This is a genomic window from Sporocytophaga sp., assembly GCF_017745095.1.
Classification (GTDB): domain Bacteria; phylum Bacteroidota; class Bacteroidia; order Cytophagales; family Cytophagaceae; genus Sporocytophaga.
In genome coordinates, this window is the sequence record NZ_JAGHZZ010000004.1 from 134,717 (window position 1) to 149,904 (window position 15,188).

The 15,188-nt window shown below is 36.8% G+C and carries 14 protein-coding genes; 8 read left to right on the forward strand and 6 right to left on the reverse strand.

What is annotated here, in order from left to right; all coding sequences use genetic code 11:
- The first annotated feature begins 11 nt into the window (after positions 1 to 11).
- The 3 genes from rnr to J7604_RS07585 are packed head-to-tail and all read left to right on the forward strand — an operon-like array spanning position 12 to position 3,738.
- The gene (gene rnr, locus J7604_RS07575) at positions 12 to 2,159 is read left to right on the forward strand and encodes a ribonuclease R (protein WP_293893540.1); all 2,148 of its coding nucleotides are present in this window, start codon (positions 12 to 14) and stop codon (positions 2,157 to 2,159) included.
- Positions 2,156 to 3,133: a polyprenyl synthetase family protein gene (locus J7604_RS07580; RefSeq protein ID WP_293893543.1), complete on the forward strand. Its 978-nt coding sequence runs from the start codon at positions 2,156 to 2,158 to the stop codon at positions 3,131 to 3,133. Before rnr ends, J7604_RS07580 begins: the two co-directional genes overlap by 4 nt.
- A gap of 2 nt (positions 3,134 to 3,135) precedes the next feature.
- On the forward strand, positions 3,136 to 3,738 hold the full coding sequence (locus tag J7604_RS07585; protein WP_367113557.1) for a rhomboid family intramembrane serine protease: 603 nt from the start codon (positions 3,136 to 3,138) through the stop codon (positions 3,736 to 3,738).
- A 311-nt stretch (positions 3,739 to 4,049) separates the two neighbouring features.
- On the opposite strand, the gene rpmA is transcribed toward J7604_RS07585, so the two are convergent.
- On the reverse strand, positions 4,050 to 4,313 hold the full coding sequence (gene rpmA, locus J7604_RS07590) for a 50S ribosomal protein L27 (RefSeq protein WP_045468480.1): 264 nt from the start codon (positions 4,311 to 4,313) through the stop codon (positions 4,050 to 4,052).
- A gap of 9 nt (positions 4,314 to 4,322) precedes the next feature.
- Positions 4,323 to 4,634, reverse strand: coding sequence for a 50S ribosomal protein L21 (gene rplU, locus J7604_RS07595; protein ID WP_028979772.1), 312 nt, complete (start codon positions 4,632 to 4,634; stop codon positions 4,323 to 4,325).
- 449 nt (positions 4,635 to 5,083) lie between these two features.
- Here rplU and J7604_RS07600 point away from each other — a divergent pair, with 449 nt between their 5' ends.
- The 5 genes from J7604_RS07600 to J7604_RS07620 all read left to right on the forward strand — a co-directional run bounded on the left by J7604_RS07600 (position 5,084) and on the right by J7604_RS07620 (position 11,716).
- Positions 5,084 to 6,058, forward strand: coding sequence for a ribonucleoside-diphosphate reductase small subunit (locus J7604_RS07600; protein WP_293893554.1), 975 nt, complete (start codon positions 5,084 to 5,086; stop codon positions 6,056 to 6,058).
- A gap of 137 nt (positions 6,059 to 6,195) precedes the next feature.
- On the forward strand, positions 6,196 to 8,583 hold the full coding sequence (locus J7604_RS07605) for a ribonucleoside-diphosphate reductase subunit alpha (protein WP_293893557.1): 2,388 nt from the start codon (positions 6,196 to 6,198) through the stop codon (positions 8,581 to 8,583).
- A 111-nt stretch (positions 8,584 to 8,694) separates the two neighbouring features.
- Positions 8,695 to 9,453, forward strand: a complete 759-nt coding sequence (locus J7604_RS07610; protein ID WP_293893560.1) for a CPBP family intramembrane glutamic endopeptidase — start codon at positions 8,695 to 8,697, stop codon at positions 9,451 to 9,453.
- Positions 9,454 to 9,626: 173 nt separating this feature from the next.
- Entirely contained in the window at positions 9,627 to 10,016 is a 390-nt protein-coding gene (locus J7604_RS07615; RefSeq protein WP_293893563.1) for an N-acetyltransferase, read from the forward strand.
- A gap of 179 nt (positions 10,017 to 10,195) precedes the next feature.
- Positions 10,196 to 11,716, forward strand: coding sequence for a PAS domain S-box protein (locus J7604_RS07620; protein WP_293893565.1), 1,521 nt, complete (start codon positions 10,196 to 10,198; stop codon positions 11,714 to 11,716).
- Positions 11,717 to 11,834: 118 nt separating this feature from the next.
- Here the strand turns inward: J7604_RS07620 and J7604_RS07625 are convergent, their stop codons facing one another.
- The 4 genes from J7604_RS07625 to J7604_RS07640 all read right to left on the reverse strand — a co-directional run bounded on the left by J7604_RS07625 (position 11,835) and on the right by J7604_RS07640 (position 15,017).
- On the reverse strand, positions 11,835 to 12,629 hold the full coding sequence (locus J7604_RS07625) for a hypothetical protein (RefSeq protein WP_293893567.1): 795 nt from the start codon (positions 12,627 to 12,629) through the stop codon (positions 11,835 to 11,837).
- Between the two features lie 162 nt (positions 12,630 to 12,791).
- A complete protein-coding gene (locus tag J7604_RS07630; protein WP_293893569.1) occupies positions 12,792 to 13,184 on the reverse strand; it encodes a hypothetical protein in 393 nt (130 codons plus the stop codon).
- 32 nt (positions 13,185 to 13,216) lie between these two features.
- A complete protein-coding gene (locus J7604_RS07635) occupies positions 13,217 to 14,473 on the reverse strand; it encodes a hypothetical protein (RefSeq protein WP_293893571.1) in 1,257 nt (418 codons plus the stop codon).
- Positions 14,466 to 15,017 (reverse strand): sigma-70 family RNA polymerase sigma factor, encoded by a 552-nt coding sequence (locus J7604_RS07640; RefSeq protein WP_293893574.1) that lies wholly within the window; start codon positions 15,015 to 15,017, stop codon positions 14,466 to 14,468. The genes J7604_RS07635 and J7604_RS07640 overlap by 8 nt, the downstream gene beginning before the upstream one ends.
- Between the last annotated feature and the right edge of the window lie 171 nt (positions 15,018 to 15,188).

Here is a 15,188-nt window from a genome sequence, read left to right on the forward strand (position 1 = left end):
CCTCAAGAGTCATGACAAAAAGCAGAAATAAGAAGGATAAGCCAGGACATGAAAATAATATAAAAGACAAGCTTTTGAATTTGCTCAGCAAAGCAAAATCAAAAGCATATTCTTTTAAAGATATCATAAAAAAAGTAGGCTTAAAGGATCAGGCAGTAAAAGGCCAGTTTGCCACAGAACTTGACAATCTCGTCAGGTCGGGCCAGGTAGCTAGAACACAGAGCGGTACCTACAAGATCAATTATAAATCAGACGGAAATCACATCGTCGGTCGTGTAGACCACGTCAATCAGCGATTCGCCTATGTTATATCAGAAGATTCCAAAGAGGATATCTGGGTTAGTGCAAATAATCTAAAATTCGCATTTGACGGAGATATTGTAAAGGTTCTTCTGAAAGGTAAAAGAGATAGAGGCCGCAGTCCGGAAGGGGAAGTAGTAGAAATACTTGAAAGAAAAAGGACCGATTTTGTCGGAAAAATAGAATTATCTCCACGTTTTGCATTCGTTGTTCCTAACAGCCGGAAAATTTTTTATGATATTTTCATTCCTTTAGATAAAATCAAAGACGCTAAAGAAGGTCAAAAAGTAGTAGCCAGAATTGTCGAGTGGCCAGATAAAAATCATAATCCAGTTGGTGAAGTAATAGAGGTATTGGGCAATGCAGGCGAAAATGACGTCGAGATGCATTCTATTATGGCTGAATATGGTCTTCCATGGGAGTTTCCGGAAACTGTTGAAAGAGATGCAGATAAAATTCCTGTAGAAATCCCAGATAATGAAATTAAGAAAAGGCGTGACTTTAGGTCAATTACAACTTTTACAATAGATCCGGTTGATGCCAAAGACTTTGACGATGCCCTGTCTATAAGAAGATTAGAAAATGGAAATTGGGAAGTAGGAGTGCATATTGCTGATGTGACCCACTATGTGAGGCCAGGTACACCACTTGAAAAAGAAGCATACAAAAGAGCAACTTCTGTATACCTGGTGGATCGTGTGGTTCCTATGTTGCCGGAAAAGCTTTCCAATAATCTTTGTTCTTTAAGACCTCATGAAGATAAGTTGACGTTCTCTGCAGTCTTCGAGATGGATCACCAGGGGAAAATTCTGGATGAGTGGTTTGGGAAGACCATTATTCATTCTGACAGAAGATTTGCTTATGAAGAGGTGCAGGAAATACTTGAGGGAAAAGATGGAGATTTCAAAGATGAAATCTTTGCCCTTGACGGATTGGCGAAGATAATGAGGGCTGAGCGTTTCAGAAGAGGTGCAATTGCCTTTGAAACAGTAGAAGTAAAATTCAAGCTGGACGAGAAAGGCAAACCGCTTGGAGTATTTCCAAAGGTTAGAAAAGATGCGCATAAACTTATAGAAGACTGGATGCTTCTTGCAAATCGTAAAGTAGCCGAATATGTATACTTTATGAAAAAAGGGGACGAGAAAAATACCTTTGTTTATCGTATTCACGACCATCCGGATCCTGAAAAGCTTAATTCACTTGCCATTTTTGCAAGAAAATTCGGTCATAACCTGGATTTGAAAGATAAAGATCTTTCCAATGCATTAAACAAATTGGTAACAGACGTCGAAAATACTCCGGAGCAAAACGTGTTACAAAGCCTTGCCATAAGGTCTATGGCAAAAGCAAAATACACGACAGATCCGGAAAAACACTTCGGTCTTGCATATAAGCACTACACGCACTTCACTTCTCCAATCCGAAGATATCCCGATGTGATGGTACATCGATTGCTGGAACATTATCTCAATGGAGGAAAGTCAGAAAACAAGACTTATTACGAAGATCTTTGCGAACATTCTTCTGATATGGAAAAGGTAGCTGCAGAAGCAGAAAGAGCTTCCATTAAATATAAGCAGGTAGAATTCATGGAGACCATGATTGGTCAGGAATTTGAAGGTATCATCAGCGGAGTGGTAGAGTTTGGGATGTTTGTGGAACTTGTTGAAACGAAATGTGAAGGGATGATTCGTCTGAGCGAACTAGAAGATGATTTTTATGAGTTGGATGCAGAAAATTACAGAGTTATAGGCAAAAGAAATAAAAAAATATTTACTTTGGGAGATCATGTAAAGGTGAAGGTGATGAACACCAACCTTGAAAAACGAAGTATAGATCTCGCTTTTGCCGCAAAATGATTTTCAGTCAAGAAAGAGCTTTAAATAAGCTTGACGCTGCATTCAATGCACACAGTCCGGGAAATTCTCCTGTTGAACTTTACGAACCTATAAAGTACATTATTTCCCTTGGTGGAAAAAGATTGCGGCCATTGCTCACGCTTATGGCCGCAAATTTATTTTCTGAGGAATGGGATAAGGCTATAAAGCCAGCCATGGCTATAGAGTATTTCCATAATTTCACATTGATGCATGATGATATTATGGATAAAGCTCCACTGAGAAGGGGAAAGCCAACCGTTCATGAAAAGTGGAATGTCAACACCGCAATACTTTCAGGAGATGTAATGCTTGTGGGAGCTTATGACCTTCTGCTGGAATCTGAAGAATCAAAGCTTAGGGAAATAATTACAGCATTCAATGATTGTGCAGCTAAAGTCTGTGAAGGCCAGCAGTTGGATATGAATTACGAAAGTACAGATGATGTGTCGATTCCTGCATACCTTGATATGATTCGTAAGAAAACTGCAGTTCTTCTTGGATTCAGTCTTAAGCTTGGAGGAATTATAGGCGGCGCAAAAGAAAAAGATCTGGAGTTGCTTAAAGAATTCGGAGAAAACATTGGTCTGGCATTTCAACTGATGGATGATCTTCTGGATGTTTATGCAGATCAGGAAAAATTTGGCAAGAAAGTGGGCGGAGATATTGTAGCGAAAAAGAAAACCTATCTTTTAATAACAGCTCTTGAAAACAGCAATGAAGCTGGAAAGAAAAAGCTTATTTCTTTGTTGGAAGATCAGTCCTTGAAAGAGGAAGAAAAGGTAAAAAAAGTAAAAGAAATTTACGATTCTCTGAAAATAAAGGAACTAACTGAAGCTAAAATGTCTGAATACTATAATGCAGGTATTCAAAAATTAGAAAAAGTTGAAGCCTCATTAGTAAGGAAATCATCTCTGCTCCGTTTTGCAAACGGACTTATGAAAAGAGAAAGTTAATTATGATTACAATAGTATTAATACTTATTACCGTAGGGTGCAGTTTTTATGCATGGAGCAACTCTTCAGTATATTCAGGATGGATGTTGAATCCATATATGGTCTCAAATAAAAATCAATATTACCGGTTTATTACCTCTGGTTTTATTCATGGAGATCAAATGCACCTGTTTTTTAACATGCTTTCATTTTTCTTTTTCGGGTTAAATCTGGAAAGTGAAATGTCTCCATTATATTTTATTGCATTATATCTGCTGGGAATAATAATTTCTGATATTCCATCTTTTTTAAAACACAGGAAAAGTCAAAGGTATAATTCACTGGGAGCTTCAGGAGCAGTATCTGCGGTGATATTTGGATCTATATTGTACAACCCGTTAAATAAGATAAGTTTATTCTTTATTTTGCAAATGCCGGGTTTTATTTATGCTATTCTATTTCTGATATATTCCTATTATATGGGGAAAAGGGAAGGTGATCACATTAATCATGATGCACACTTTTATGGAGCGGTGTTTGGAGTTGTATTCATATTATTGACCGGGGATGGCAATGTTCTTCAGAATTTCATTGAACAGGTGAGTCACTGGGGAGGATTCTTTTAAAAGAAGTTTATAAGCTATTTAAAAATATTTAAATCCCATTGCTGAATTTTAGTGATGGGATTTTTCTTTTTGTACACTCTGAGAGGGAAACTGACATTAGGGAATTTTCTGTAGAGACGCCATGCTGGCGTCTCCCTATCCATAACGTCGGCAATTGATAGTTCAGGGCAATGGTCTTTGTCGTTTCCGGGAGTTTGGAAAGTGTGGAGTCAGCGAATGAAATCCAGAGTTATGAGATAAGTTTAAATGCTTACAAAATAAAAAAGCCTCTTTGTGAGAGGCTTTTTTATAATATTTTATTTAGAGAAATATTAAGCGTTAGCGAAAGGCTCAACAGAAACATAAGATCTGTTGTTTCTACCTTTTTTAAATACTACTGTACCTGCAGCTAGAGCGAAAAGAGTATGATCTTTACCGATACCCACGTTTTTACCTGGGTGGTGAGCTGTACCTCTTTGTCTAACAAGAATATTTCCTGCTATTGCAACCTGGCCACCAAAAACTTTAACGCCAAGTCTCTTACTATGTGATTCACGGCCGTTTTTGGAACTACCGGCCCCTTTCTTGTGTGCCATTGTGTTACTTTATTTAGAAATTTTTTCGATTAAAACTTTAGTTAATTGAGCTCTGTGGCCGTTTCTTTTTCTGAAACCTTTTCTTCTCTTCTTTTTGAAAACGATCACTTTGTCAGCTTTCTCTTGAGAAAGGATTTTTCCGGAAATTTTAACTCCGCTTACCACAGGAAGACCAACCTGAGTATTTGCTCCGTCAGAAACCAAAAGAACTTGTGTAAATTCTACTTTAGAACCCTCAGTTCCTTCTAATCTATCTGTATAGATAAATTTATTTTCTTCTGCCTTATATTGTTTTCCGGCTATATCGACAATTGCGTACATAACAGTATTATATCTTTTTAAAAACGGACTGCAAATATAGGTAGGAGAAATCGAAAAAACAAATCATTTTTTAAAATATCTATGTGGAAAACTATTTTTCTGGATTATAATGCCTGATGGCTATTAAAAAAGTACAATATGTAACCAAAAAATAACCTGTATTTTATTGTAATTTAATAGGTTTTGTTATATTTACTAACATGATTTTACTATCTCCGGTCCAGGTATTCTTCCCTTTGATTTTTCAAGTCGTTTTTATCATATTTGTAACACAACTTTTCCAAAATCCTTATTTCAATTCCGAGAGTTCCTTTCTTTTAGTAATCAGGAACAGGGGACTTTTTTCCTTATATATACAGGGCTGGATAATAAAGTTTGTCAGATTTTCCCAATACGAACAGGGATGAATCTCTAAATGTTTTGAATAAAAGATATTAAGATATAGTAATATGGAAAAAAAAGAACCATTACTAGAGGAAAATAAAAACAGGTTTGTCCTTTTTCCTATCGTTCATGACGACATCTGGCAGATGTATAAAAAAGAAGAAGCCAGTTTCTGGACCGCAGAGGAAATAGACCTTACAGCTGATCTTGCAGATTGGGAAAAGCTTAATGAAGGTGAAAAACACTTTATTACTCATGTGCTTGCTTTTTTTGCAGCTAGTGATGGAATTGTGAATGAAAACCTGGCTACAAGCTTTCTGGAAATGGTTCAGTATCCTGAAGCTAAATGTTTCTATGGTTTCCAGATCATGATGGAAAATATCCATTCAGAAACCTACTCTTTGTTGATTGATACTTATGTTAAAGATCCAAAAGAGAAAAGTAAACTTTTCAATGCACTGGATACTGTTCCTTGTGTAGCGAAAAAGGCTGAATGGGCATTGAGATGGATTGGTCAGGGATCCTTTGTAGAGAGATTGCTTGCTTTTGCAGCTGTAGAAGGTATTTTCTTCTCAGGTAGTTTCTGTTCAATTTTCTGGTTAAAGAAAAGAGGATTGATGCCAGGTCTGAGTTTCTCTAATGAATTAATCTCAAGAGACGAAGGATTGCACTGTGATTTTGCATGTTTATTGTATACTAAATATATAGTAAATAAACTTCCGGAGGAGCAAGTTGTAGCTCTGATAACTGATGCTGTAAAAATCGAGCAAGAGTTTATCACTGAAGCACTTCCTGTAGATCTTATAGGAATGAATTCTAGGCTGATGTCTCAATATATAGAGTTTGTTGCCGACAGACTTTTAGTTGCACTTGGCTGCAACAAGGTTTATAACGTGACAAACCCATTTGACTTTATGGAAATGATATCTCTTCAGGGTAAAACCAACTTCTTCGAAAAGAGAGTTGCAGAGTATCAAAAGGCTGGAGTAATGAACGAGAAAGATAACAACCACAAATTCTCTCTTGACGAGGATTTTTAGAGGTAAGATTTTCGCTTAAAATTACAAAAGCTGAAAGTAGTTGAATAAAAAAAGAAATTGATCGAAAAAATGCTGGAATTAAATTTAAAATGCATAATTTAATTCAGTCAAAAAACTAATAACCTTTACCCCCTGATATGCTAGTAATTAAACGAGATGGCAGACGAGAGTCTGTGAAATTTGACAAAGTCACGGCGAGGATAGAGAAGCTGTGCTATGGTCTTGACATGAATTATGTCAACCCGATTGATGTAGCAAAAAAAGTAATTGATGGAATTTATGACGGGGTAACAACCGTGGAGTTGGATAATCTTGCTGCTGAAATAGCTGCTTCTCTGACAACAAAACATCCTGATTACGCCATTCTTGCTGCAAGAATTGCTATCTCTAACCTTCATAAGGTAACAAGTAAGTCTTTCTCTAATACAATGAAAAGACTTTATACTTATGAAGATCCAAAAACAGGTGAAAATGCTTCTCTTCTTTCTAAAGAAGTATATGAAGCAATCAGAAAAAATGCTTCTGTTCTGGATTCAAGCATTATCTATGACAGAGACTATAACTACGATTACTTCGGTTTCAAAACCCTTGAAAAATCGTATCTTCTGAAATTAGACGGAAAAATAGTTGAAAGACCTCAGCACATGTTGATGCGTGTTGCTATTGGTATTCACACTAACGATATCGATGCTGCGATAGAAACCTACAATCTTCTTTCTGAGAAATGGTTTACACACGCAACTCCTACATTATTCAACGCTGGAACACCGAAGGCTCAGTTGTCTTCTTGCTTCCTGTTAACAATGAAGGATGACAGCATAGAAGGTATTTATGACACTCTGAAACAATGCGCTAAAATTTCACAATCTGCCGGGGGGATCGGATTGAGCATTCATGGCGTAAGAGCTACAGGGTCTTATATTAAAGGTACAAATGGTACTTCTAACGGTATCATTCCAATGCTTCGTGTTTTCAACGATACAGCTAGATATGTTGATCAAGGTGGTGGAAAGAGAAAAGGTGCATTTGCGATCTATCTTGAGCCTTGGCATGCAGACGTTTTTGAATTCCTTGATCTGAAGAAAAATCACGGTAAAGAAGAACTTAGAGCAAGAGATTTGTTCTACGCTCTTTGGATTCCTGATCTTTTCATGAAGCGTGTTGAAGAAAACGGTGAGTGGTCATTGTTCTGTCCGAACGAGGCTCCTAACCTTGATGAGACCTACGGAAAAGAATTCGAAACACTTTACGAGAAATACGAAAAAGAAGGCAGAGCAAGAAAGACTGTAAAAGCACAGGAACTTTGGTTTGCAATTCTTGAGTCGCAGACAGAAACCGGTACTCCTTATATGTTGTACAAAGATGCTGCTAACAAGAAATCAAATCAGAAAAACCTTGGTACTATAAAATCAAGCAACCTTTGCACTGAGATTATAGAATATACAGCTGCTGACGAAGTTGCTGTTTGTAACCTGGCTTCTCTGGCTTTACCTAAATTTGTTATTGACGGTAAATTCGATCATCAGAAATTATACGATGTTACTTATGTAGCAACGAAAAACCTTAACAGAATCATCGATATCAACTACTATCCGGTAGAAGAGGCAAGAAAATCAAACCTAAGACACAGACCTATCGGTCTAGGTGTGCAAGGTCTTGCTGATGTATTCATCATGTTGAGAATGCCATTCGAATCTGATGAGGCTAAAGCTTTAAATACTGATATTTTCGAAACGATCTATTTCGCAGCGATGACTGCATCTAAAGATCTTTCAAAGAAACATGGTCCGTATGAGACATTCAAAGGATCTCCGGTATCTAAAGGTATTTTCCAGTTTGACATGTGGGGTGTAACTCCTGCTTCTAACAGATGGGATTGGGAATCATTGAAGAAAGAAGTAAAACAACACGGTGTGAGAAACTCTCTGCTTGTTGCTCCGATGCCTACAGCTTCTACTTCTCAGATACTTGGAAACAACGAGTGCTTTGAACCATATACTTCAAACATCTATACAAGAAGAGTACTTTCAGGTGAGTTTGTTGTAGTGAATAAGCATTTGATGAGAGACTTGATCAAACAAGGTTTGTGGAATGATAAGATGAAAAACAAACTTATCGAAGCAAACGGATCTGTTCAGGGTATCAAAGAAATCCCTCAACATGTTAAAGATCTTTACAAGACTGTTTGGGAAATCAAACAAAAGACGCTTATCGATATGGCAGCGGACAGAGGTGCTTACATCTGTCAGAGCCAGAGCTTTAACGTACACATGCAGGATCCGAACTTTGGAAAGCTTACTTCAATGCACTTCCATGCATGGAAAAAAGGTCTTAAAACAGGTCTTTATTATCTTAGAACAAAAGCTGCTGCAGATGCTATCAAATTTACAGTGGAGAAACAAGCAGACGTTGCTCTTGAGCCAGTTGTAAACAAAGAAGCGCAGGATGCAGCATACGCACAGAAAGCAAGCGACATGGCTTGTTCCCTTGACAATCCAGAAGGTTGTGAGGCTTGCGGAAGCTAATTAGTTGTTGGCATTATTAAATTTAAATACAAAGCCGGAGGTGATTTTTAGCCTTCGGCTTTTTTGTTGGAAAAGGATTACATTAGCGCGAATCTTTTTAATTTTTAAGCTATGACTAATTTTAAGTTTAAACTTTGGCTTACTCTAACAATTATTGGATTAGCCGGAGTAGCATCCTTACTATTATCAGATTTGCCATTGGAAAATTTACCTGCAGAGGTAATGGAGAAAATTCCATTGGAGACCTTGAGGTTTCTTATACTGATAAACCCTACAATTTTAGTATTAATAGCAACAGGTATCGGAACCATTCTTTATGAAAGGGTAAATCTCTCCCTTCCACTTTTGCAAAAAATACTTGATAAAAGAGTTAATACATCTCTTGACTTAAAAGGAATCGTTGTCCAAGGTTGTCTCCTGGGAGTTTTAGCTGGGGTGTCAATAGTTGCTATTGCCTATTTCTTTAGCCCCTTTCTACCTAAGATACTAATAGAATCTAATGCGAATATAAAATTAAGCTTGATCACAAAGCTCCTCTATGGTGGCATTACAGAAGAGCTGTTGTGCCGCTTTGGTTTGATGACTTTATTTGTCTGGATTCTGTTTAAAATTTTTCGAAAGCTAAACACAGCAGTTTATTGGATAGCAATTGTTTTATCTGCTATTGTATTTTCACTAGGGCATCTTCCTTTAGTGTCCCGATTAATTAATGATCTGTCTTTTTCTGTTTATGCTTATATCATCCTGGCGAATAGTATAGGTGGCTTGTTCTTTGGTTATGCTTACTGGAAAAGAGGTCTGGAATGTGCTTTTATTGCACATGCTTTTGCTCACTTGATAATGGTTGGTTTAAATTTGGTTGGTGGTTGAATATTCTCTTCATTATTTTTAAAATCCCTAAAAACAAGGCTGTTTCTTGTATTCATTGCATTCTTTATTTTTGTTTATTGAGTTTTTAATTGTACTAATTTTTAATGACTACTATGCATTATCGCACTGCGTTTGAAGAAGATCATCTCGCATTGTAAAGTTATACAAGGCTGTTGCCCGCACGAGACGGCATAGCCCGTCTTGACCATGAAATAACAGAAGATTATGTGAAGAACATCCTCCTTAAAAGTGTTAGTCAGGGGCTGATTATTATCTGTGAACATTCTGACAATCCGGACGAGCTAATTGCTGAAATGCACGATTATACAATAGGAATCGAATTATTCAGACATGTGATCAGTGAAGTTACGATATGTGTCCATCCGGATTTTCAGGGAAAGAAAATAGGTCACAGAATGATGAGTATTTTCCTGGAAGAAATAGCCTGCAACCGTCCGGATATTGGCAAAGTTGAGTTAATAACACGCGAAGGAAATACGAGGGCTATAGCCTTGTATCAATCCCTCGGGTTCGCATTGAGGGCCGGCTTGAAATGCGTATAAGTACTGCTGATGGCATATATGAAGCAGATATACCAATGGGGTGGCAAAATCCAAATTTTGAATTGTTTAAACATTAAAATTTGTGATGCAATCAGCCAATAATGCTCTTTGTTGGTTTTAAACTATTCTGTTATCTAATAAGTTATTACTTGAGAATCCCCCTAAGTTGGCTTATTCAGATGAACAGAGAAGAAAATATCCGGAAAATATTGGAGTGCCTGCCTGACGGAATATTGGTTACCAATAAGGAAGGGGAAATCATCTTTGCAAATGCTCAAATTGAAGCACTTTTTAATTACAAACGGGAAGAGCTATTGGGGCAACCTACTGAAATACTTATACCAGAAGACTATCACAACATACTAGATGAATATCGAAAGGATTTTTTAGAACATCATAACGCTCAACCTTTAATATATCCCAGTATAAGGCTTATAGGTATAAGAAAAGGTGGAGAAAAGTTTAATGTTGCAATAAGTCTGAGTCCATTGGAAACAGATCCATATGGGCTCTTAATTATCTCTGCTATCCGGGATATTACAGAAGCTATCAGGGTAAGAAAAGAACTGAAAAGTAGTCAGGAAATTTTTCAGAGGATCTTTGAATCATCTCTTAATGGTATAGTAAAGTATGAAAATGTCAGAAATGAAGAAGGTGAAATCATTGATTTTAAATATGTAGTTGCTAATAAAAGAGCTTTGGAGCTGACTGAAAGAACTGAGGAAGAAATGGTCGGAAAAACAATAATTGAACTTAATCCTTGGATAAAAGATTCCGATATCTTCAAAACAATGCTTCGGGTGTCTGAAAAGGGGGACACAGAAATTCATGAATTCCAGTCAAAGAGAAAGGGAAAAACAGTCTGGTACAAAACTAACTTTGTAAAGGTGGATGATGGAATATTGCTCACCTTTGATGATGTATCCATTACCAAACTGGCCGAAGATAAATTAAAAGAGACTAACCAGGAGCTTGAACAAAAGGCAGAAGACAGGACACAAGAGCTATTAAAATCCAATGAAAAGCTTAAAAATATAAACGAAAAGCTGGATCGATATGCCTATATGATATCTCATGATTTGAAGGCTCCTCTTGCAAATATCGAAGGAATCGCAACTTGTTTAAAGCACGATTATGCCGGTATCCCCTTGGATGAAGAAGGAAATGAGATGCTTGAAATGATGACCGTCAAAATCAATGATATGCGTGATATTATTGAAAATGTATTACAATCGGCTAAAGATGCTATCAGAAGCAGGGAAAACATTTATTTAGAGAAAACAGTGCATGAGATAATTGAAACTTTAAATCCTCCATCTCACTTTCACTTTTTTATTCAGCAAGGTCTGCCTCAAATTAAATATCCTCGAGCATCTATTGTTCAGATATTGCAGAATCTATTGAGTAACTCCATTAAATATATGGATAAACCTAATCCATTAATCACCATTTCTTATTCTGAAAGCGAAAATTATTATCTGATTTGCGTGACTGATAATGGAATGGGAATCCCTCAGGAAAGGCTGAATGAAATATTCAATTTATTTGAGATAGCTCATTCCGGTAAATGTGACATAGAAAGTTATGGTATCGGATTAACCATCGTAAAACAACTTGTAGAAGAAAATGGTGGTAAAATATGGGTTGAAAGTACCTTGGGGGAAGAAACGAAATTTCATTTTACTGTTCCTAAACAGTAAGATTTTTTTCATGTCTCGGATCATATACAGACTTAGTTTTTGATAATATAGTACTCTATTTTTCAAGTCTTATCGGGGGGGGAAGCCTTGCAGACCAAGAAACATTGCGTTTTTATTATTAAAATTTATCCTCAGCTCTCTTTTCTTGTTTTAGGATTGAATAACTTAACTTTCCATTAGGGGCAATATTTATTTTATAAACAGTTAGTCTGTCAATTCCGTCTGGATTGGAATAGTAATCTTCGGACACTACTATGCTATCCGTCTTATATAAAATTGCATTCCTGTCATAAGAATACATACCTCCCGAGCCACTTGTCGCATGATAATTAATTAGAATGGCATCTATTAAATTGATAAAATTTTCTTTTTGATTTAGGAGTTTGTAGGTTACCAGGTATGTTTTTCCAAAATCTAAATTTTGAAGAATCAAAAATCCTGAATAAGCAGTTCTGTCGCCTTGATGCCCCCAATTTGTCCATTTACAAACACCATACGCATCATCATTATTGGTATTTGAAAAATCATCTCTAAATGATTCTTCATCACTAAAATCTCCACTAATCTTCTTGCTATCGTCAATTGAAACTATTTTTGCAGTATTTATTAATGATAAAGTTGTAGAGTCGAGTTTTGCTTTATGCAGGGCAAATGGAAGGTTTCCATCTGAGGTAGGTAATACAATGCTACTTAATTTTTCAAAGTAGGCACAAAGGTTTATTACTTCTGTTGTTATTGGTTTTAATTTGCTTTTTTCTTCTTCTTCACTGGTAAGTGAGTCGTTGTAATTAAACCGAACAGTGGTATCTGTAGTTTTTGAATAGACTTTTTTATTAGTATCATTGCTTGAATTGCAAGAATAAAATAGTGCAATTTGAATGATAAGTGTTAATGATAATATAAGCTTTTTCATTTATGGGTACTTGGTAACACGCCGCCCAACTGTGTTTTGACCTCACCAGGGTGCATATAGCATACAAAATAGATGAGTATTCGCACCTTTCCAAAATTTATGTAAACGAAAAATCCAGTAGGTTTGATCAGCTATGCCAGAAACTGTCCTTGCTAAAGAGCCTTAATGCGTTAATTTTTTCTTTCTCAAAATTCCCCAGATAAGTATTGCAGAGCCAAGGGTCAATATGGCAAAAGATTTTTCAAGAATTGTTTTTGCAAATATATTTCCAATTGTATTCAGAATAAATATGACAACAAAAGCCCATAATATTATGTCAATGATCTTCCTATTAATTACAGACTTTATGTAGCCTCCTTTCATAAGTAATATAAGAGCGAGAAATAGATTAATAAGGATTGAAATTGTTTCAAATACATACATCTCGGAATCACTTTGCAGGCGGCCTCCCCAGGCAATGTTATAAGGAATGACTTTGAATATAATAGTTAAGTGAAAGAGTATTACTGCAGCAAGCAATCCTAGTAAGATGTTAATTGCAATTTTGATATTCATATATTCTGTTCTTTCATTTTGAGACAACCTTCCTACTTCCTCAACTCTTCTTCCGCCTTCTCTTTATACTTACCTTTCATTTCCACTAACTCGAGATACACCTTCTTTGCTTTTTCCTTTTGTCCAATAGCTGTATAGCTCTTTGCAAGATACCATCGAGCATCTTCGTAGTTAGGATCTGATTGTTTTACATTCAGGAATTGTGCACTTGCTTTCTTATACTCCCCTTTGTTATATAAGCTCAGTCCCTTATCAAAACTGGTTTGCATGCTATTTCCGTCTGCTATAAAAACGGAATCCTGCACAGCATCTGCTGTTGGTGCGGCTATACTCTTTTTTGATTTTATGGGTTTAGCTTTGATTGATTCCGATTCTATGGCAATCTCTTTTTTAAATTCACTGTTAATCGATTTGTCTTGTGCTTTGTTATCCATCAAAGCTTCAGATAACTTATCAGCCTCTTGTTTAGCAGGGGCAGAAGATGCATTAGGTTTCTCTGTAATAACCTCTCCCTCCTGAATTTCACTAACAACCGCATTTCCTTCTTGGTGAATCTCTTCAGCTTTACTTGGAACCAAAGCTTCTTCATTTATTGGTACTTCAGAATTCAAAACGCCATCGGAGTAGACTGGAGCTTGAGGCGACTGCTCTTTTTGTAAAGGTGCAATAGCTATGATGCTGTCGGTATTAGCATTATCTATATGTTTATCAATCGAGTTTACTTCTGATTTTTTAACGTCTGCCACCGGATGATCTTTGGTCCATTTCTGCTGAAGGATAAAGAATATGCCTCCGCCAAGCAACAGTAATCCTGCAATTGCAGCTGCCATCCTTGACCAGTCAAACTTATTTTTCGAAGGCGCTGCATCTTTCAAATGAAATGTAGGGGCTTCAACCACACTGGCTTTTTCTTTACGACGCATAGGTGCGGCAGCTGCAGGCATTGCTGCCATTTCGAGGCTTGCACTTTCTTCCTCCAGTATTGATTCTTTCTTGTTGAAGTCAGCAGTTTCGTCCAGACTATATTCAGGTTCCTGTACACTGGCACTTAACAATATCTGAGATTCCAGGTGGTTTACTTCATCAATAGACGCAATGATATTTCTTGCATTATCTTCAATGCTTAATGCCAAGCCATCCATTGCTTCGTTGCAGAGCTCACACTGAAGCGTATGTCTTTCTACATGGTTTCTTTCTTTATTGGAAAGCCGATCATGTATGTAATCCATCATGACATCCAAAGAGAGGCATTTATCTTCCTTCGGAAATATTTTGGTTGGGTCAGCCATCTGTCCTCCTTTCCATGCAATTCTTCAGATTGCGTTTTCCATTCTGAATAAAGCTTTTCACTTCATTTGAAGAATATCCCGTATTCGCTTCAATTTCTCTATAGCATTTCTCCTGAAGGAAAAACAATTCAATGCATTTGCGCTGTTGCTCTATCAGTTTTGCCATACAGTCTTCCAGTTTCAACAAGTCTGTTTCCTTATCTTCTTCAGATGATAGATGCAAAACATACTCGTTTTTCATAATCAGATCCGGGATTTTTTCATTTTCCGAGGTTTTTTTTCTTAAAACCATCAAGCAGTGATTTTTTGAAACGGAAAATAACCAGGACTTGAAATTGCTTATCTCGTGTTTTTTAAGGTCATCTATAAGTTTTTCAAAGATGGTCATTACAGCGTCTCTGCTGTTTTCCTCTTCCTTGAGGTACTTCATACAAAGGCCAAACACCAGGTGGGTATATCGGCTGAATAATGCGGCAGCCAGGGAGATATCAGCTGACTCCTTATATAAAAGGAGCAGCTCCTGGTCATTGAGCTCTGAACGCATTTCCTTATCGCCGATTCGCATGTAACAAAATAACCTTTTAAACTTTCAAATACCAAGCTTTTGATTTCAAAATTGTCAGATTCTCTGTCATCCTGAGGCCAGCGAAGGATCTGATAATCACAAAACAATTTGCTATTTCAATTGCTAATCTGCCAGATAGTTCAATTTTCA